The following is a 16,633-nucleotide window of genomic DNA, read 5'->3' as shown; positions in this document are numbered from 1 at the left end:
TCGGCGGCCGGCGCCGTGCGGGCGCGGTCGGCCACGGTCGGCCCGCTCCAGGCTGTGGCGAGGCAACCCCACGGCGCTCGGCCTGCCGCAACCCTCCCTCCGTGCCGGGGCCCCTGGCCGAGGGCAGGCAGGCCGGGGCCGTCGTGCGATGCTGGGTCGGAGATCGGTTTCCGGCACGGGAGAGAGCGCGGCGGCGTGAGCACAGCGGCACGACCTGGGCGGGTACGGATGTGGGACCGGATCGCGGCGTCCGATCCCGGGCTGCTCCGGCTCACCGCGGGAGCACGCACCGTCACCGCGATCGCGCTCACCCTGGCCGTTCTGGCCGCCCTGCGGGTGCCGGTGCCCCAACTGGTCGCCGGCGCCATGGCGGCGATGGTGTCGACCTTCGCCATCCAGGAGAAGCAGCGCCCCGCGCAGGCCGTGACGCTCGCGCTCGGCCTGCCCGTGGCACTGGCGTCGGTGTCGCTGGGCGCGCTGCTGAACCAACGGGTCGTCGCCGGGGACCTGTTCTTCGTCCTGCTCATCTGCTGCGCGGTCTACAGCCGCCGGTTCGGCGACCGCGGCACGGCGCTCGGCCTGATCGGCTTTCAGATCTACTTCCTCTCCCTGTTCGTGTACGCGACCACCTCGGTGCTGCCCGCGCTGTACGGGGTGATCTGCGTGGCCTTCGCCTGCAGCGCCGCCGCGCGTTTCGTGCTGCTGCCGCGGACCCCGGCGGGCATCCTGGACCGGCTGCGGCGGGCGTTCCGCGCCCGGCTCGCGCAGCTGATCGCCGTCCAGGCCGAGTTGCTGGACGCGGGGCCGGACGAGGTGGACAAGGCGCTGGAGGATCTGCGCACCGCCACCGCGCGGCTGCACGAGACGGCACTGCTGATCCAGGGGCGGCTGGAGGACGGCACCTCCGACCCAGCGGTGGCCCGGCTGCTGCAGCGCCGGATCGCGGACGCCGAGATCGCCTCCGAGCGGCTCGGACTGCTGCTGCTCACCGCGCGCAGCGCCGAGCGGACCGACACCCTCACCCTGCATCTGCCGGGCGCCGCGCTGCCCTCGGGCGGACAGCTGCCGGTGCGGGACGAGGCCGCGGCGGCGTTGCGCCGGGATCTGCAGGCGCTGCGGCTGCTGGTGCTGCGGCCGGTCGGCGAGGCCCGGGGCACCGCGCTCGCCCAGGTGCGCAACCGGCTGCTCGGCTACCGCGAGGAGGAGAACCTGCCCAAGGCCGCGCCGGCCGTGCAGGACGTCTTCCGTGGGCTCGGCGAGGCCGCCCGGGCCTCCCTGGGCCTCAGGGTCGCGCTGGACGGGCCGCAGGACGAGTCCGACGACACCCCGGCGACGACCCGCTCGCGCGAGGAACTGGAGGCGGAGGACGCCGCGATCGAGGCGGGCGAGGAGGCCGAGGAAGAGGAGCCGGGGCCGAGCGGTCTCGAGCGGCCCACCACACGGGCCGCGGTCCAGGTGGCCGTCGGGTCCGCGCTGGCCATCGCCGGCGGCGAGCTGCTGTCCAGTCAGCGCTGGTACTGGGCGGTGCTGACCTGCTGGATCGTGTTCATCAACACCGCCTCGACCGGTGAGATCCTGGTGAAGGGCTACCGGCGGCTGCTGGGCACGGTGCTCGGCGTGGTGGCCGGTATCGTGCTCGCCGGTCTGGTCGGGCATCACACGTGGACGGCGTTCGGCCTGGTGCTGGTGTTCATCTTCGCGATGTTCTACACCGCGCCCCTGTCGTACACGCTGATGTCGTTCTTCGTCACGGCGATGCTGGGGCTGCTGTACACGCTGCTGAACACGTACAGCATGGCGGTGCTGGTGCTGCGGGTGGAGGAGACGGCACTCGGCGCGGCCTCCGGGGTGATCGCGGCGGCGGTGGTGCTGCCGGTCCGCACCGACCGGCGTACCAACGACCTCCTCGTGACGGTCCTGGACCGGCTGGCCGAGGTCACCCGGGCCGCCGTGGACCAGCTGAGCGGCGGGGCGGGCGCCGATCTGGTGGAGCAGGCGCGCGATCTGGACCAGGCGCTGGCCGACCTGCGGGCTGCCACCCAGCCGCTGACGCATCCGATCACCCCGCTGCGCTCCCGCCGGGACACCGCCCGGTACGTGGTGGCGCTGCTGGAGACCTGCGCCTACCACGGGCGCTCGCTCGCGGCCACGGCCGAGCTGCTGCCGACGCACCCGTCGATCGCCGCGGATCCCCGGCTGCGCGGGGCGGGCGCCCGGATCGTGCACAACATCGAGGCGATCGCCGCACATGTCGCCGACCCGCATGCCACGGCCGAGATCGAGACCGGCCCCAGCATCGCCTCGATGCTGGAGCCGGGAACCCTGCGCACCCCGCGCTACGGCCGGGTCACCGACCGGGTGCTGCGCCATCTGCAGCGGCTGGACGAGGCGGTCTCGGGCCTGGCCCGGCCGCTGGGCGTCACCACCGGGGCGGACCGGCAGAAGAAGTGACGGTCCGTCGGCCGCGCCGTCATGCCGGGCCGGGGCCGTATGCGCGCCGGCCCATGGCCTCGTCGCGGACGCGGGCGCAGCTGCGGCTGATCAGCCGGGAGACGTGCATCTGTGAGATGCCCAGCCGGTCGGCTATGCGGCTCTGCGTCATGTCCTCGAAGAACCGCATGTAGAGGATCGCCCGTTCCCGCTCGGGCAGCCGGCGCAGTCCCTCCTTGGCGGCCTCGCGGTCGACCACGACGTCGTACGAGGAGTCCGCCGCCCCGAGGGTGTCGGCGAGGCTGTAGCCGTCGTCCCCGGTGGACAGTTCGGCGTCCAGGGACAGGGTGCTGAAGCTCTCCAGGGCCTCCAGGCCCGCGCCGACCTCCTCCTCGGTGAGGCCCGTGTGGGTGGCGATGGCGGTGACGGTGGGTTCGGGGCTGCCGGGGTACTGGGTGAGCTCGCGGCGGGCCACGCGCACCCGGTTGCGCAGTTCCTGCACCCGGCGCGGCACCCTGAGGGCCCACATCCGGTCCCGGAAGTGCCGCTTGACCTCTCCGGTGATGGTCGGCACGGCGTAGCTCTCGAAGGCGCCGCGGGACGGGTCGAACCGGTCGACGGCCTTGACCAGCCCGAGCGCGGCCACCTGCCGGAGGTCCTCGACGGATTCGCCCCGGTCGCGGAAGCGGCCGGCGATCCGGTGGGCCATGGGCAGCCAGGCGGCCACGAGTTCGTCGCGTACGCCGTCCCGCTCGGGGCCGTCGTCCAGCTCCGCCAGCCGGGCGAACAGCGCCGCGGTGTCGGGGGCGTCGTCATGGGGCCGCCGCGCGGGAGCTGCGGCGGCCGAGTCCGTGGTGGGCGTGCCGGGACGGCTTGTCGACATGTCGGTCAGCATGCGGAATCGCTCCTGAACGTGGTTTCAGGGCACACGGCCGGAATGGGTTCCGCGGCCGGGCTCGAACGGTGGTATCAGGGTTCGCCGCGGGTCGGTCGCCCGGTCCGGCCGAGAGGGGGGACCCGGGCGGTCGTACGGTTCTTGCCGGGCGCGCGCCTCCGGTCCGAAGCACGAGATTCCGCCTGCCCCTCGCGCCGGGGAGCAAACACCCCAGGGGCGAAGGTTCCGGACGGCTTCAGTGCAGCGGTACGACGGCCGTGATCCGCTTGCCCCCGCAGGGCAGCTGCGCGACCCGGACGTCCTGGGACAGGCGGCAGACGATGGGCCAGCCGCGGCCGCCGAGGCGGGTGGGGCCGCGCTCGTCGACGGGCGGGGCGGCCACCGGCAGCTCGTCGCTGCGGTCGCTCACCGACACCCGCACGCCGTCCGAGTCGACGGCGACGTCGAAGCCGGTGATGCCGCCGCCGTGCAGGATGGCGTTGGTGGTGAGCTCCGAGGTGACCAGCAGGGCGTCCTCCATGGCCGCCGCGCCGCAGGACATGGCGCGGGCCCTGCACCGTTCGGCCACGACGCGCTCCACGGTTCTGCGGGCGTCGGCCGGCCGGCACGGCAGGCGGCGCGGTTCCCGCAGGGCAGTGGAGCAGCTGGTCCGGTGCTTGTCGCGCATCCGTTCCTCCCCGAGCGATGCCGGGATTGCCAGGCTTCCTTCTTTTCACCTGACCGCTTCCGGAGCCGTGAAACACCGTCGGTGCCCGTGTCATCACCGTGGCCTCGCGGGTACCAGACCCGTATGACCGATGTCGTGGACGCGGACGAACTGCTGCGGCGCATCCGGCGCGGCCGGGAGCATGCGGCCGCCGAGGAGCGGGCCTGGCGGGAACGCGCACAGAGTCTGGCGGCGACGGATCCGGACGGCGCGCGGGAGGCCACGGTCCGGGCCTGGGCGTTCGAGGCGGTGGCGGGGGTGCTGGAGGAGATCGTCTGTCCGGGTGGGCCGGCGGTCGGGACGGGGGGCGTGAAACAGGTCACCTGATCCCGCTACCGATTGGTAGAACCATCGCCGAATGGTTTATCGTTCATACATACGTGATGCCGGGGGTGACCGGAACCGTCCTTCCTCCCCCCATGGCGTCACCGCAGACGGCCCTGGCTGGCTTCCCCCGTCCAGCCAGGGCTTCTTGCTGCCCGGAAACCGCTGCGGACCGGGCACGCGCCGGGAAATCCACGTCCTTCGAGGTGCCCGCAGCGGCGGCAGCGGCTGAAATGGGCTTAGGGAAAGCACCCCCGAACCGCCTCGGCGAGGAGCCCCGCGCCATGACCAAAGCGATAAAACTGCTGACCGCCCTGCCGCATGCGCAGCGCGAGCGCCTGATGGAACTGGCCAAGGAGGTCTCGTTCCCCGAGGACACCCACATCTTCGAGGCGGGCGGCACCGCCGACCGGTTCTGGGTGATCCGTTCGGGCGCCGTCCACCTGGACCAGCAGGTGACCTCGCGGCAGCGGGTCACCGTGGCCACGCTGGGCGCGGGCGACATGCTCGGCTGGTCCTGGCTGTTCCCGCCGTACCAGTGGGACTTCGGCGCGGTGGCCTTCACCGACGTACGCGCCTACGAGTTCGACGGGCCCTCGGTGCTCGCGCTGTGCGTGGAGGACCCGCTGCTCGGGCTCTCGCTGGTGCGCACGGTGGCCGAGATCCTGGCCAACCGCCTGGAGACGACCCGGGGCAAGCTGATGGACCAGTACACGAGCGGGCGGCGTCCCGGCTTGATCTAGGCGGGGTCGAGCACCCCGAAGGGGCGCGGGGAACCGCGTGACCAGCCCCGACGGCGCCGCTCCCGGACGACGGCAGGCACATCGCGGCAACCCCGGCGGAGCACGTCCGCTCAGATCCGGTAGCGGCGCAGCGCCGGCACGGCGGCGGCCAGGGCAAGCATCACCACGACGACCAGCGCACCGCCGCCCGCCACCGCGGCACGCGGGCCGAAGACGGAGCCGGCCGTGCCGTGCAGCACGTCGGCCAGGCGCGGCCCGCCCGCGACGACCACCGTGAACACGCCCTGCATCCGGCCGCGCATCTCGTCGGTGGCGGCCGACAGCAGGATCGCCCCGCGGAACACCATCGAGACCATGTCGGCGACACCGGCCGCAGCGAGGAAGGCCAGGGCCACCCAGAGATTCCGGGTCAGTCCGAACCCGGCGACGGCCACGCCCCAGCCGACGACCGCCCCGATGACCATCCAGCCGTGCCGGTGGGCCCGCGAGAACACCCCGGAGAACAGGCCGCCGAGCACCGCGCCGACGGGGATGCCGGCGAACAGCACGCCGAGCGCGAGTCCCTCGCCGTAGGAGTGGTACGTCTGCGCCGCGAGCTGCGGGAACAGGGCGCGGGGCATGCCGAGGACCATGGCGACGATGTCGGCGAGGAACGACAGCAGCAGTACCTTGTGCCGGGAGATGTACCGGAACCCGGCGGCGATCTCGCGCACCCCGGCCCGGCGGGCGGCGGCCTCGCCGAGCGGTGGCAGCGCGGGCAGCCGGAAGACGGCCCACACGGTCACGCACAGCGCCACGGCGTCGATGAGGTAGAGCTCGGGCAGCCCGATGACCGGGATCAGCACACCGGCGAGCAGAGGGCCGGCGACCAGCCCGGTCTGCATCACCGTGGAGCCCAGCGCGTTGGCCGCGGGCAGCTGCTCGGCGGGCACCAGCCGGGCGATGGAGGCGTTGCGGGCCGGGGAGTTGAGACCGAAGAACGCCTGCTGGCACGCGAGCAGCACCATGAGGACGACGACGGATTCCATACCGGTGACGGCCTGTACCCAGAACAGCAGCGAGGTGACCGCGATACCGGTGTTGGTGACCAGCAGCAGCTTGCGGCGGTCCACGGTGTCGGCGACCGCGCCGCCCCACAGCGCGAACGCCACCATGGGCACGAGCCCGGCCAGGCTCGCGTAGCCGACCCACGCCGAGGAGTGCGTGACGTCGTAGATCTGCTTGGGCACGGCGACGGCCGTGAGCTGACTGCCGACGGCGGTGACGATGGTCGACGTCCACAGGCGCCGGTAGGCCGGGACGCTCAGCGGACGGGTGTCCATCGCCCAGCGGCGCCAGCCGCGCCGGGGCGGAGCCGCCGCGTCCGTCGCGGCGTCGGGTTCGGTGGTGCTGCTCTCGCTCGTGTCCACGGGTGTCCTGTTGCCGATAGATAGTGCTCGTTACATCTTTTCGATTCGAGAGCCTAACTATCTCAGTGGACCCTGTGCACACCGAACGGTATTTGCCAGGACCGGGCTCAGGATCCGGCCATGAGCGTGGCCCCCAGCGCCGGCATGGTGACGGCGACCAGGCCGTCCAGGACCCGCCACGGCCGGGCCAGGAAGCGGCCGAGCAGCCGGGCGCCGAATCCGAGTGCGGCGAACCAGCACACGCCGGCGAGCGCGGCGCCGAGTCCGAAGGTCCAGCGCGGCGCGCCCCGGTCGGCGGCGAGGGAGCCGAGCAGGAACACGGTGTCCAGGTAGCCGTGCGGGTCGGTCGCCGCACCGGAGTTCACCGCGGCCCACCTGGGCGGGCGGCCACTGCCGGAGGCACTGGCCGAGGCCCCCGTCGTGGTCTTCGACCGCAAGGACGACTTCCAGGACGCTTTCGTACGCCGGCTGGGCCGGGCCTCCGCCGGCCCGCTACGGCACCTCGTGCCCACCTCGGAGGGCTTTCTGGACGCGATCGCCGCCGGGCTCGGCTGGGGCATGGTGCCGGAGGTCCAGGCAGGTCCGCTGCTGTCGGAGGACCGGCTGATGCTCCTCGCGCCCGGCGAGTGGATGGACGTCAGGCTGTACTGGCAGCAGTGGAAGCTGGACTCCCCCGCGCTGGCGGCACTGGCCGAGGCGGTGACGGAGACGGCGGCCGCGGCGCTGCGCCGCTGACGGTCACGTCACGCCTTATCGCCTCGCGCCCGGGGAAGGGCCCTGCGGAGTACGGTGGCTGGGCGGTGGCGCGGCGGACGGCGGTCCCAGCCGGCTCTCGCCCCCAACTCCGCGCCCCCGGCGCCCGGTCGGGTACGGGTGCCCTCGGCCCGGTCGCCCGTCCGCCCCGTTCCCCGGCCCGTTGAACGCGTGCGGCCGCCGTGGCCCCGCGCGCCCGTGGCCGGATCGCGGTCGTCGCACGAACCCCTGTCGCACACGTCGTTTCACACCGCCCCGACCGGTCACCCGAACCCGCAGTACGCATTCCACAGGCACGGACGACTTCGATCGGATCCGGGAGACTTCCATGGACAACTGGCGCGACCATGCCGCGTGCCGTCACGAGGACCCCGACCTGTTCTTCCCCATCGGCACCACCGGTCCGGCGCATGTGCAGACCCAGCACGCCAAGGCGGTCTGCGGCCGGTGCTCCGTCCGGGAGGAGTGCCTGGACTGGGCGCTGGACACGGGCCAGGGCATCGGCATCTGGGGCGGGACGACCGAGCCGGAGCGCCGGGCCCTGCACCGCCGCGCCCGCTCCCGGCCGCGCTCCGGCTGACCTGGGCGCCCGGGATCCGCGGCTCAGGGGCCCCTTGTCGTGCGGCAGGTGCGCGTAGTCGTAGAGACGGCGGGCCACCCACAGTTCCACCCACCGGTCCGCACGCGGAATCGGAGGCGGTCAGGTGGGGTCCGCGGGTGGGCCGGTCGCGGGCAGCCGCAGGGTGAAGACCGCCCCCGCGCCGGGCTCGCTCGCGGCCTCGGCCGTGCCCTGGTGGGCGGCCAGCAGGTGGCGCACGATCGGCAGGCCCAGGCCGCTGCCGCCGGTGCGGCGGCTGCGGGACTTCTCGGCACGCCAGAACCGGTCGAAGACGTGCGGCAGGTCCTCGGGCGCGATGCCAGGGCCGGTGTCGGTGACGGTCAGCACGACATCGGCGCCGTCCCGGCGGGCGGCGAGCGTGACCGTGCCGTCGGCCGGGGTGTGCCGCAGCGCGTTGGAGACCAGGTTCCCGAGGGCCTGCCGCATCCGCACCGGGTCGGCGTCGAGCCAGTCGGCGGCGTCGGCCTCGGTGCGCAGGGCGACCCCGGCGGCGTCGGCGGCGACCCGGTGGGCGGCGGCCACCTGGTCCAGCAGGTCGCCGGCCCGGAGCGGTTCGCGGTGCAGGCGCAGGGTGCCGGCGTCGGCGGCGGCGAGGTCCTGCAGGTCGTCGATGATCCGCTGCAGGACGAGCGCCTCCTCGTGCAGCGAGTCCAGCAGCGGCGGGTCGGGCTCGACGACTCCGTCGCGGACGACCTCGAGCCAGCCGCGGATGTTGGTGAGGGGGCTGCGCAGCTCGTGCGCGATGTCGCTGACCATCGCCTTGCGCTGGGCCTCCAGGCGCTCGCGGCGCTCGGTCAGGTCGTTGAAGGCCTCGGCGAGGATGCCGGTCTCGTCCCGGGTGGTCACCGGCACCCGCACGTGCAGTTCGGGCGGCTGCTGGGCGGCCTCGGTCAGCGCGCGCAGCGGCCGTACCAGCCGGATGGCGACGAGGGCGGTCACGGCGACGGTCACGGCGAGGACCAGTCCGGCCGCGCCGATCACCTTGGCCTTGTTGGCCGGGGACATGTCGAAGCGGGAGGTGTTCTGGTCGCCGATGCCGAGGAACAGGTCGGCGACCGGCGCGACATACGGCTCCAGTTGGGTGCGACGGGCGGTCAGGATGCAGTGCTGGACGGCGCGCGCCATCGCCTCCTTGCCCGCCGTGGCGTACTTGGCGACGAGGTAGCCGCCACCGAAGGGGTCCTTGCCGCTGGGGTCGGGGGTGAGGAAGAGCTGCCCGCCGAGGTCGAGGCCGGCCTGTTTCAGGCACGGCCGGGCGAGGTCCGTGAGGTCGGCCAGGGCCCTGTGCTCCGTCGGTGTGGGCGTGTTGAGCTGTCCGTCCTCGCACACCGCCGCGCCGTAGTCGGCCGGGTCGGTGCCGTCCGGGAGCGTGACGACGGGCCGCCCGCTCACCGTGTGGACGACGCCGGGCTGGAGGCCGTAGCGCTCGTAGCACTGCCTGCGTTCGACGGCCAGCGCGTCGAGCTTCGCGCGTTCCGGCGCCGGGAGCCGGTAGGGGCCCACCACGCGCGGGTCGATGCCGCTGAGCTGGGCGCCGCTCTCGCTGTAGGTGTCGGTGCGCAGCGGGTCGACGGTGGCGGCGGGCCGGGGCGGCAGCGGGGTGCCGCGGGGCGCGGAGTCGGCGACGAGGGTGCGGTCGGCGGTGGTGAGCGCGATCCGGCGTCCGGTCTCGGCGGCCAGCTGCCGTACGGTGCGCCGGACGTCCGTCCAGTCGGAGTGGGTGGCGGCGTATCCGCTGAGCCGGGCCAGGATGCTGTTGTCGGCCGCGAGGTCCTGGCCCTGCTCCTCCTTCAGGGCACTGGTGGTGGTGGTCACCGCGAGCCAGGCGGTGGCGGCCACCGAGCAGACCGCGATCAGGGCGGAGACGGACAGCAGCCGCACGAGAAGCCGCTTGCGCACGGGTATCCGCCGCTTCACGGCTGCCTTCCGGCCGTCGCCGCCCGGCCCGCGCCGCACACCCGTATCCGACCGGCCCCGGAGCCGCCCACACCTCACGGGCACCTCCGCGTGCCTCGCAGCTGCCGGTGCCTCACAGGCCCTCCGTGTGCCTCGGACCTGTCGGCATCACAGGTACCTCCGCCCATCTCGAAGCCGCCGACACGTCACGGACGCCCCCCAACCGGCCCGTATCAGCCGACACCTGACGGACACCCGGCCCGGCCCACACCGACCCACACCCGACAGACACTCCCACCCGTCTCGGCACCGTCCCCGCTTCACGACCGGTTGCCGCTCAGCTTGTAGCCGACGCCGAACACGGTCAGCAGCCGTATCGGCCGGCGCGGGTCGGGCTCGATCTTGCGGCGGAGGTTCATGATGTGGACGTCGACGGCCCGCTCGGTGGAGGCCCGGTCGAAGCCGCGGGTGCACTGGAGCAACTGCCGCCGGGTGAACACCCGTTCCGGCTCCGCGGCCATGGCCAGCAGGATCTGGAACTCGGCGGGCGTGCAGTCCACGGTCGTGCCCGCGCAGCGCACCTCGTGGCGTACGGGGTCGACGCTGATCCCGGCGGCCCGTACCACGGGGTCGTCGTCCCGGGTGCCGACGCCGCGCCCGCTGCGCCTGAGCACCGTGCGGATGCGCGCCATCAGCTCGCGGGGGCTGTACGGCTTGGTCATGTAGTCGTCGGCGCCCAGTTCGAGGCCGAGCAGCAGGTCGTCCTCGGCCGAGCGGGCGGTGAGCATGACCACCGGTATCTCCGGGTCCGCGCCGCCGCGCAGCGCCCGGCACACGCCGAAGCCGTCGACGACCGGGAGCATCAGGTCCAGGACGACGAGGTCGGGTCGCAGGCCGCGGGCGGCTTCCAGCGCGGCGGCGCCGTCGTGCACCACGGTGGCGGTGTGTCCCTCGGCCAGCAGGGAGCGGCGGATCAGTTCGGCCTGCTTCTCGTCGTCCTCGGCGACCAGTACATGTGCGCACACGAGTTCGGATTCTAGGCGGCTCAGGCGGAGAGCCAGTCGGCGTGTCCCATGACGACGACCGGATCCCGGTCGGGGTCGAGGGTGCACAGCAGTTCCTTCATAGCGGCCTGGGCGACGCTGACACAGCCGTGCGTGGGCCCGCCGTGGTCGACGTGCAGCCAGACTCCGCCGCCGCGTTCCGGGCCGAGCGGGCGGGTCCAGTCCAGCGGTGAGGTGCCGGGCCGGCGGTTGTAGTCGATGGCGACGACGTAGTCGAAGCAGCCCTCGAGCGGTTCGCCCTCGAAGCCGGTGCCGGGCGAGTGGAAGCCGCCGGAGTGGTGGTACGGGAGCTTGCTGCCGGGGTCCGGGAGCAGTCCGCCGGCGTCGGAGAGGGTGTAGACGCCGAGCGGGGAGCGCAGGTCGCCCAGCACGTGGTGAGCGCTCCAGCCCCGCAGCGCGTTGTGGCCGGGCCAGGCGGGGCCGGCCTGCCAGCCGGTGGCGGTGCGCTGGTGCAGGACGACCGTGCACAGCGGGGAGTTCTTCCCGCGTCCGGTGACGACGACGGCCTGCCCGCAGCGCTCGGGTATCGCCGCCGACCGTTCGGGGCCGAGGCCGGGTATGCCCTGGGCCGCCTGCTTCGCCTGTATTTCGCGGGTGGCCGTGGGTGCCGGGCGGGTGGGGGGTGTGCGCCGCTCGGTCGCCTCGGCTCCGCCGCCGCAGCCGGTGAGCAGCAGCGGGGAGGCGAGGAGGGCGACGGCGGTTCTGCGATGGATCATGGTGCCGACCCTGGCCGACACTTGTTTGGAACCGGTCAGGGTTCAGGCGCTGTTCGGCTTGCCTTTGCCGAACAGCCAGGTGTGGAACAGTCCGTCCAGCCGCTTCCCCGAGATCCGCTCGGCCAGCCGTGTGAACTGCGCGGTCGTACCGTGGCCGTCGCGGTGTCCGGCCGTCCAGGCGCGCAGGATCCGGAAGAAGTCCCGGTCGCCGACGGCCTTGCGCAGTTCGTGCAGGGTCATGGCGCCGCGCGCGTAGACGGGCGTGTCGAAGATGTTCCCGCCGCTGCCCGGGTCGCCGGGCGGAAAAGCCCACAGGTGGTCGCTCGCCGGGCGGGCGTAGAGGGCGTCGAAGGTCTTCTGGGCGCTGTCGCCGCCGTGCTGCTCGGCGTACAGCCACTCGGCGTAGGTGGCGAAGCCCTCGTTGAGCCAGATGTCCTTCCAGGCGGTCAGGGAGACGGAGTCGCCGAACCACTGGTGGGCGTTCTCGTGGACGAGGGTGCTGATGTCGGGCGCGGAGTCGTAGAGCGGCCGGGTCTGGGTCTCCAGGGCGTAGCCGACGCCCGGGGCGTGGTCGACGATCGACCCGGCGGAGCGGAACGGGTACGGCCCGAACAGCTTGCTCTCCCAGGCCAGCACGGACGGCAGTTTCCTCAGCACCGGTGCGGCCGCGCTCGCCTCGCGCGGGTCGACGGCGTTGTACACGCGGATGCCGTCGTGGGTGGTGTACTGCTCGACCTTGAACGTTCCGATGGTGACGGTGGCCAGGTAGGCGGCCATCGGCCGGCTCTCGCGCCAGCGGAAGGTCGTACGGCCGTGCTCGGTGCGCTGTCCGAGCAGCGTGCCGCCCGCGACGGCCGTGCGTCCCTGGGGGACGGTGACGGTGATGTCGTACGACGCCTTGTCCTTGGGGTGGCTGTTCGCCGGGAACCAGGTCATCGCGCCCTGGGGCTCGCCGGCGACGAAGGCGCCGTCGTCGGTGGGGATCCAGCCGTCCGCGCTGCCGTCGGGGTCGGTGACCGGTTTCGGGGTGCCCTCGTAGCTGACGGTGACCCGGAAGTCCCGGCCCGCGCGGAGGGTTCGGCGTGGGGTCACGACGAGTTCCTGACCGTCGCGCCGGAACGCCGAGGACGTGCCGTCGACGGTGACGCCGGTGACCTTCAGGCCCTTCAGGTCGAGGTCGAAGCGGCTGAGGTGCTGGGTGGCGCGGACGGTGAGGACGGCCCTGCCGTCGAGGTGCCGGGAGGAGGTGTCGTACCGGAGCGTGAGGTCGTAGTGCCGGACGTGGTAGCCGCCGTTGCCGCTGAGCGGGAAGTAGGGGTCGCCCGCGCCGGAGGTGCCGGCGCTGCCCGGCGCCGTGGCTCCGGCGGCGCCGACGAGTGCCGCGAGGGCGACGGGGACGGTGGCGAGCACCGCGGTACGGCGTCGGAGGTGCTGTCTGCGGGGTGGCGTCACATGCGGCTCCTGAGGGAAGTGCCGGGTGATTCAGACTAGGGGCGGCGAGGGCCCCAATTCTGCCATGTTCAGGTCACTTCGCGGCCGGGTTGCCGGGGCCGCGGCAGTACGCTCGCGGGACCGCCCGCGACTCGAAGGTGCCGAACGTGAGCCTGCGTGTGCGCCGCGTCTACGAACCGCCCGAGGCCGACGACGGCCTGCGTGTCCTCGTCGACCGGCTGTGGCCGCGCGGACTGACCAAGGACGCGGCCCGTGTGGACGAGTGGCCGAAGGCCCTCACACCATCCGACGAGCTGCGCACGTGGTACCACGCGGGCGGCTCGTACGAGGAGTTCAGGAGCCGCTACGAGGCGGAGCTCGATGCTCCGGAGGCCGCCGGACTCCTCGACGGCCTGCGCGGCGCGGCCCGCGGGAAGCGCGTGACCCTGCTGACCGCGTCCAGGACGCCGCAGCAGAGCCACGCACAGGTGCTGCTGGAGCTGCTGCAGGGCTGAGGTCAGCCCGTGTGCCCGGCCGCGTGCCGGCCCGCGGCCCGGCCGGAGAACAGGCAGCCGCCGAGGAAGGTGCCCTCCAGCGCGTTGTAGCCGTGCACACCGCCGCCACCGAAGCCGGCCACCTCACCCGCCGCGTACAGCCCCTCGATCGGCGTGCCGCCGGCGGCCAGGGCGCGGGAGTCGAGGTCGGTCTGGATGCCGCCGAGGGTCTTGCGGGTGAGCACGTGCAGCCGGACGCCGATGAGGGGGCCCGCGGCCGGGTCGAGGATGCGGTGCGGGGAGGCGACCCGGCCGAGCCGGTCGCCGATGTAGCGGCGGGCGTTGCGGATGCCCTGGACCTGGGAGTCCTTGCTGTAGGGATTGGCCATCTGCAGGTCGCGGGCCTCGATCTGGCGGCGCACCTCGGCCGCGTCCAGCAGTGGCTTGTCGGTCAGCGCGTTCATCTTCCCGACCAGCTGCTCCAGGTTGCCCGCGGTCACGAAGTCCGCGCCCTTGTCGAGGAAGGCCTGCACCGGTGCGGGCGCGCCGCTGCCGAGGAGCCGGTCGCGCAGTACGGCCTTGCGGTCCTTGGCGGTGATGTCGGGGTTCTGCTCGGAGCCGGAGAGCGCGAACTCCTTCTCGATGATCTTCCGGGTGAGGATGAACCACGAGTGGTCGTAGCCCGCGATGTCCTCGGTGGTACGCAGGTACTTGAGGGTATTGAGGGTGTCGTACCCCGGCAGGCAGGGGTCGGGCAGCCGGCGGCCGAGGGCGTCCAGCCAGATGGAGGACGGGCCGGGCAGGATGCGGATGCCGTGGCCGGGCCAGATCGGGTCCCAGTTCTGCAGGCCCTCGGTGTAGTGCCACATGCGGTCCCGGTTGACCAGCCGGACGCCCGCCTCGGCACTGATGTCGAGCATGCGGCCGTCGACGTAGGCGGGCACGCCGGTGACCATCTCGGCCGGCGGGGTGCCGAGCCGGGCGGGCCAGTGACGGCGGACGATGTCGTGGTCGGCGCCTATGCCGCCGGTGGTGACCACGACCGCCTGGGCGGTGAGTTCGAAGTCGCCGACGCGGTCGCGGCTGGAGGCCACACCGCGCGGCGAGCGGTCGTCGGCGAGGACGGTGCCGCGCACCCCGCGTGCCGTGCCGTCCTCGATGACCAGCTCGTCGACCCGGTGGCGGTGGTGGAAGGTCAGCAGTCCGTCCCGGGCGGCCTGGCGGGCGTACCGCACGAAGGGTTCGACCACGCCGGTGCCGGTGCCCCAGGCGATGTGGAAGCGGGGTACGGAGTTGCCGTGCCCGCCCGCCCTGAGGTCGCCGCGCTCGGCCCAGCCGACGGTCGGCAGCAGCTCGATGCCGTGCCCCTTGAGCCAGGACCGCTTCTCGCCTGCCGCGAACTCGACGTACGCGCGGGCCCAGCGCACCGCCCAGGAGTCCTCGTCGTCGAGCCGGTCGAACCCGGCGCTGCCCTGCCAGTCGTTCCAGGCGAGGTCGAAGGAGTCCTTGATGCCGAGGCGGCGCTGCTCGGGCGAGTCGACGAGGAAGAGCCCGCCGAAGGACCAGAACGCCTGTCCGCCGAGGTTGGCGGCGTTCTCCTGGTCGACCAGGGCCACCCGGCGGCCCCGGCTGGTGAGCTCGTGCGCCGCGACCAGGCCGGCGAGGCCCGCTCCGACGACGATGACGTCCGCGTCCATCGTGACTGTGTCCTTCCTGACGGTCCTCATGCGGGGGTCGTGCGGGGTGGTGCGGCGGTGCGGCTGCCGTCCGTGAGCAGGGCGGTGAGCAGCTGTTTGAGCCAGGCCCGGGCGGCCTCGACGTCCTTGTCCAGCAGCAGCTGGACGGTGACGCCGTCGTACGCGGCGACCACGGCGTGCGCGGCGCCGTCCGCGTCCCCGAGCACGGCGGGCAGTTCGGTGTGGCCGCGGGCCCGGAACAGCCGGTCGGCGATCGCCTCGCGGAGCCGGGCGCGGTGGTCGAGGAGGGCCCGGGCGGTCTCCGGGTCGCGGGCGGCGTGCACCAGGAAGTCGGTCTTGACCAGCAGCCAGTCCACGTCGAGCAGCAGCACCTCGGTGACCCGGTCCACGGAGGCGGGCACGTCGAGTCCGGGCCCGTCCTGGGCGAGCGCCTCGGCCACCTGGGAGGCGATGAGGTCGGCGCGCTCCTGGTAGAGCGCGAAGAACAGCTCGTCCAGGGTGTCGAAGTTCGAGTAGAAGGCGCCGCGGCTGAAGCCCGCGGCCTCGCAGACCTCCTCGATGGAGACCCGCCCGAAACCCTTGGCCGAGAACACCTCGAACGCGGCCTGGAGCAGCCTGGCGCGGGTGTGGACCCGGCGCCGGGGGACGCGCTTGGGTGTCTCTTCCATCCGCCCCTCCCGGTTCGATACGCGAATGTATCCGATACACCGATGTATCGAAAGCCCTGACAACCGACCTCGACCCAATGGGAACGCATTTTCGATTAAGGAGTACGCTGGACCCATGTCCACGCACCTCCAGGGCTCTCTGTTCGACCAGACCGACGAGCTGCGGCTCGGGCAACTCGACGGGCTGCGCCGGACCGAACTGTCCGCCGGCGCCTGGATCGACGTCCTGCCGGGCTGGCTGAGCGGCGCCGACGCGCTGTTCGAGAAGCTGGCGTCGGACGTGCCGTGGCGCGCGGAGCGCCGCAAGATGTACGACAACGTGGTGGCCGTACCGCGCCTGCTGGCCTTCTACGCGGCACCCGACCCACTGCCCCATCCGCTGCTGCACGACGCCCGTGACGCCCTGTCCCGGCATTACGCCGAGGAGCTGGGCGAGCCCTTCACGACCGCCGGGCTGTGCTTCTACCGCGACGGCCGGGACAGCGTGGCCTGGCACGGGGACCGGATCGGGCGGGGTGCCCGGGAGGACACGATGGTCGCGATCCTGTCCGTAGGCACGCCCCGTGACCTGCTGCTGCGTCCGGCGGGCGGAGGCGGTACGACACTGCGCCGGCCGCTCGGGCACGGCGACCTGATCGTGATGGGCGGCTCCTGCCAGCGGACCTGGGAGCACTGCGTACCGAAGTCGGCCCGGGCCGCGGGGCCGCGCATCAGCATCCAGTTCCGGCCGCACGGCGTGCAGTGACACGCCCCCGTGGATGCGGGGCACCGGCACATCTGGTTGGCTG

At 73.1% G+C, this 16,633-nt stretch carries 15 protein-coding genes and 2 pseudogenes; 7 read left to right on the top strand and 10 right to left on the bottom strand.

From position 1 onward, the window contains the following. The first annotated feature begins 228 nt into the window (after nt 1–228). Nucleotides 229–2,451, top strand: a complete 2,223-nt coding sequence (locus tag SRB17_RS28465; RefSeq protein ID WP_153543061.1) for an FUSC family protein — start codon at nt 229–231, stop codon at nt 2,449–2,451. Between the two features lie 19 nt (nt 2,452–2,470). Here SRB17_RS28465 and SRB17_RS28460 read toward each other — a convergent pair whose 3' ends face one another. Together SRB17_RS28460 and SRB17_RS28455 are read right to left on the bottom strand one after the other, a co-directional pair. Continuing rightward, nucleotides 2,471–3,325 (bottom strand): SigB/SigF/SigG family RNA polymerase sigma factor, encoded by an 855-nt coding sequence (locus SRB17_RS28460; protein WP_153542931.1) that lies wholly within the window; start codon nt 3,323–3,325, stop codon nt 2,471–2,473. Between the two features lie 235 nt (nt 3,326–3,560). Then, a complete protein-coding gene (locus tag SRB17_RS28455) occupies nt 3,561–3,992 on the bottom strand; it encodes an ATP-binding protein (RefSeq protein ID WP_153542930.1) in 432 nt (143 codons plus the stop codon). Nucleotides 3,993–4,115: 123 nt separating this feature from the next. Here SRB17_RS28455 and SRB17_RS28450 point away from each other — a divergent pair, with 123 nt between their 5' ends. Next, nucleotides 4,116–4,358 carry a hypothetical protein gene (locus SRB17_RS28450; RefSeq protein ID WP_153542929.1) on the top strand — a complete coding sequence of 81 codons (243 nt, stop codon included), beginning with the start codon at nt 4,116–4,118 and terminating at the stop codon, nt 4,356–4,358. 281 nt (nt 4,359–4,639) lie between these two features. Continuing rightward, nucleotides 4,640–5,098 (top strand): cyclic nucleotide-binding domain-containing protein, encoded by a 459-nt coding sequence (locus SRB17_RS28445; RefSeq protein ID WP_194294164.1) that lies wholly within the window; start codon nt 4,640–4,642, stop codon nt 5,096–5,098. A 110-nt stretch (nt 5,099–5,208) separates the two neighbouring features. Here the strand turns inward: SRB17_RS28445 and SRB17_RS28440 are convergent, their stop codons facing one another. Together SRB17_RS28440 and SRB17_RS28435 are read right to left on the bottom strand one after the other, a co-directional pair. Continuing rightward, nucleotides 5,209–6,507: an MFS transporter gene (locus SRB17_RS28440; RefSeq protein ID WP_323376341.1), complete on the bottom strand. Its 1,299-nt coding sequence runs from the start codon at nt 6,505–6,507 to the stop codon at nt 5,209–5,211. Between the two features lie 107 nt (nt 6,508–6,614). Continuing rightward, nucleotides 6,615–6,926 (bottom strand): annotated as a pseudogene (locus tag SRB17_RS28435) (LysE/ArgO family amino acid transporter); the annotation flags it as partial. Between SRB17_RS28435 and SRB17_RS28430 the strand changes: the two are divergent. Then, a pseudogene (locus tag SRB17_RS28430) lies at nt 6,853–7,242 on the top strand (LysR substrate-binding domain-containing protein); the annotation flags it as partial. The pseudogenes SRB17_RS28435 and SRB17_RS28430 sit on opposite strands and share 74 nt — an antisense overlap. A 346-nt stretch (nt 7,243–7,588) precedes the next feature. After that, complete coding sequence (locus tag SRB17_RS28425; protein WP_153542928.1) at nt 7,589–7,840, top strand: WhiB family transcriptional regulator; 252 nt, start codon at nt 7,589–7,591, stop codon at nt 7,838–7,840. A gap of 120 nt (nt 7,841–7,960) precedes the next feature. On the opposite strand, the gene SRB17_RS28420 is transcribed toward SRB17_RS28425, so the two are convergent. The 4 genes from SRB17_RS28420 to SRB17_RS28405 all read right to left on the bottom strand — a co-directional run bounded on the left by SRB17_RS28420 (nt 7,961) and on the right by SRB17_RS28405 (nt 13,007). After that, nucleotides 7,961–9,796 (bottom strand): HAMP domain-containing sensor histidine kinase, encoded by a 1,836-nt coding sequence (locus tag SRB17_RS28420; RefSeq protein WP_323376340.1) that lies wholly within the window; start codon nt 9,794–9,796, stop codon nt 7,961–7,963. 299 nt (nt 9,797–10,095) lie between these two features. Further along, entirely contained in the window at nt 10,096–10,800 is a 705-nt protein-coding gene (locus tag SRB17_RS28415) for a response regulator transcription factor (protein ID WP_323376339.1), read from the bottom strand. Between the two features lie 20 nt (nt 10,801–10,820). Beyond that, nucleotides 10,821–11,555 carry a L,D-transpeptidase family protein gene (locus SRB17_RS28410; RefSeq protein WP_153542927.1) on the bottom strand — a complete coding sequence of 245 codons (735 nt, stop codon included), beginning with the start codon at nt 11,553–11,555 and terminating at the stop codon, nt 10,821–10,823. 42 nt (nt 11,556–11,597) lie between these two features. Continuing rightward, complete coding sequence (locus SRB17_RS28405) at nt 11,598–13,007, bottom strand: M1 family metallopeptidase (protein WP_323376338.1); 1,410 nt, start codon at nt 13,005–13,007, stop codon at nt 11,598–11,600. Nucleotides 13,008–13,153: 146 nt separating this feature from the next. Here SRB17_RS28405 and SRB17_RS28400 point away from each other — a divergent pair, with 146 nt between their 5' ends. Beyond that, nucleotides 13,154–13,501: a DUF488 domain-containing protein gene (locus tag SRB17_RS28400; protein ID WP_323376337.1), complete on the top strand. Its 348-nt coding sequence runs from the start codon at nt 13,154–13,156 to the stop codon at nt 13,499–13,501. Nucleotides 13,502–13,503: 2 nt separating this feature from the next. On the opposite strand, the gene SRB17_RS28395 is transcribed toward SRB17_RS28400, so the two are convergent. Further along, nucleotides 13,504–15,177, bottom strand: coding sequence for an FAD-binding dehydrogenase (locus SRB17_RS28395; protein WP_153543057.1), 1,674 nt, complete (start codon nt 15,175–15,177; stop codon nt 13,504–13,506). A gap of 26 nt (nt 15,178–15,203) precedes the next feature. Next, nucleotides 15,204–15,845 (bottom strand): TetR/AcrR family transcriptional regulator, encoded by a 642-nt coding sequence (locus SRB17_RS28390; RefSeq protein WP_153542926.1) that lies wholly within the window; start codon nt 15,843–15,845, stop codon nt 15,204–15,206. 115 nt (nt 15,846–15,960) lie between these two features. Between SRB17_RS28390 and SRB17_RS28385 the strand changes: the two genes are divergently transcribed. After that, complete coding sequence (locus SRB17_RS28385) at nt 15,961–16,590, top strand: alpha-ketoglutarate-dependent dioxygenase AlkB (protein WP_153542925.1); 630 nt, start codon at nt 15,961–15,963, stop codon at nt 16,588–16,590. Nucleotides 16,591–16,633 lie beyond the last annotated feature (43 nt).

It is taken from the genome of Streptomyces sp. RB17, from assembly GCF_009604455.1.
Taxonomy (GTDB): domain Bacteria; phylum Actinomycetota; class Actinomycetes; order Streptomycetales; family Streptomycetaceae; genus Streptomyces.
The sequence above is the reverse complement of the archived record's forward strand: the minus strand, read 5'-3'. Positions and strand labels throughout refer to the sequence as shown.

Excerpts from the sequence above, each read along its gene's own strand:
- SRB17_RS28460 (WP_153542931.1), bottom strand. The coding sequence starts at position 3,325 with ATGCTGACCGACATGTCGACAAGCCGTCCCGGCACGCCCACCACGGAC.
- SRB17_RS28465 (WP_153543061.1), top strand. The coding sequence starts at position 229 with ATGTGGGACCGGATCGCGGCGTCCGATCCCGGGCTGCTCCGGCTCACC.
- SRB17_RS28445 (WP_194294164.1), top strand. The coding sequence starts at position 4,640 with ATGACCAAAGCGATAAAACTGCTGACCGCCCTGCCGCATGCGCAGCGC.
- SRB17_RS28450 (WP_153542929.1), top strand. The coding sequence starts at position 4,116 with ATGACCGATGTCGTGGACGCGGACGAACTGCTGCGGCGCATCCGGCGC.
- SRB17_RS28390 (WP_153542926.1), bottom strand. The coding sequence starts at position 15,845 with ATGGAAGAGACACCCAAGCGCGTCCCCCGGCGCCGGGTCCACACCCGC.
- SRB17_RS28395 (WP_153543057.1), bottom strand. The coding sequence starts at position 15,177 with ATGGACGCGGACGTCATCGTCGTCGGAGCGGGCCTCGCCGGCCTGGTC.
- SRB17_RS28410 (WP_153542927.1), bottom strand. The coding sequence starts at position 11,555 with ATGATCCATCGCAGAACCGCCGTCGCCCTCCTCGCCTCCCCGCTGCTG.
- SRB17_RS28385 (WP_153542925.1), top strand. The coding sequence starts at position 15,961 with ATGTCCACGCACCTCCAGGGCTCTCTGTTCGACCAGACCGACGAGCTG.
- SRB17_RS28455 (WP_153542930.1), bottom strand. The coding sequence starts at position 3,992 with ATGCGCGACAAGCACCGGACCAGCTGCTCCACTGCCCTGCGGGAACCG.
- SRB17_RS28425 (WP_153542928.1), top strand. The coding sequence starts at position 7,589 with ATGGACAACTGGCGCGACCATGCCGCGTGCCGTCACGAGGACCCCGAC.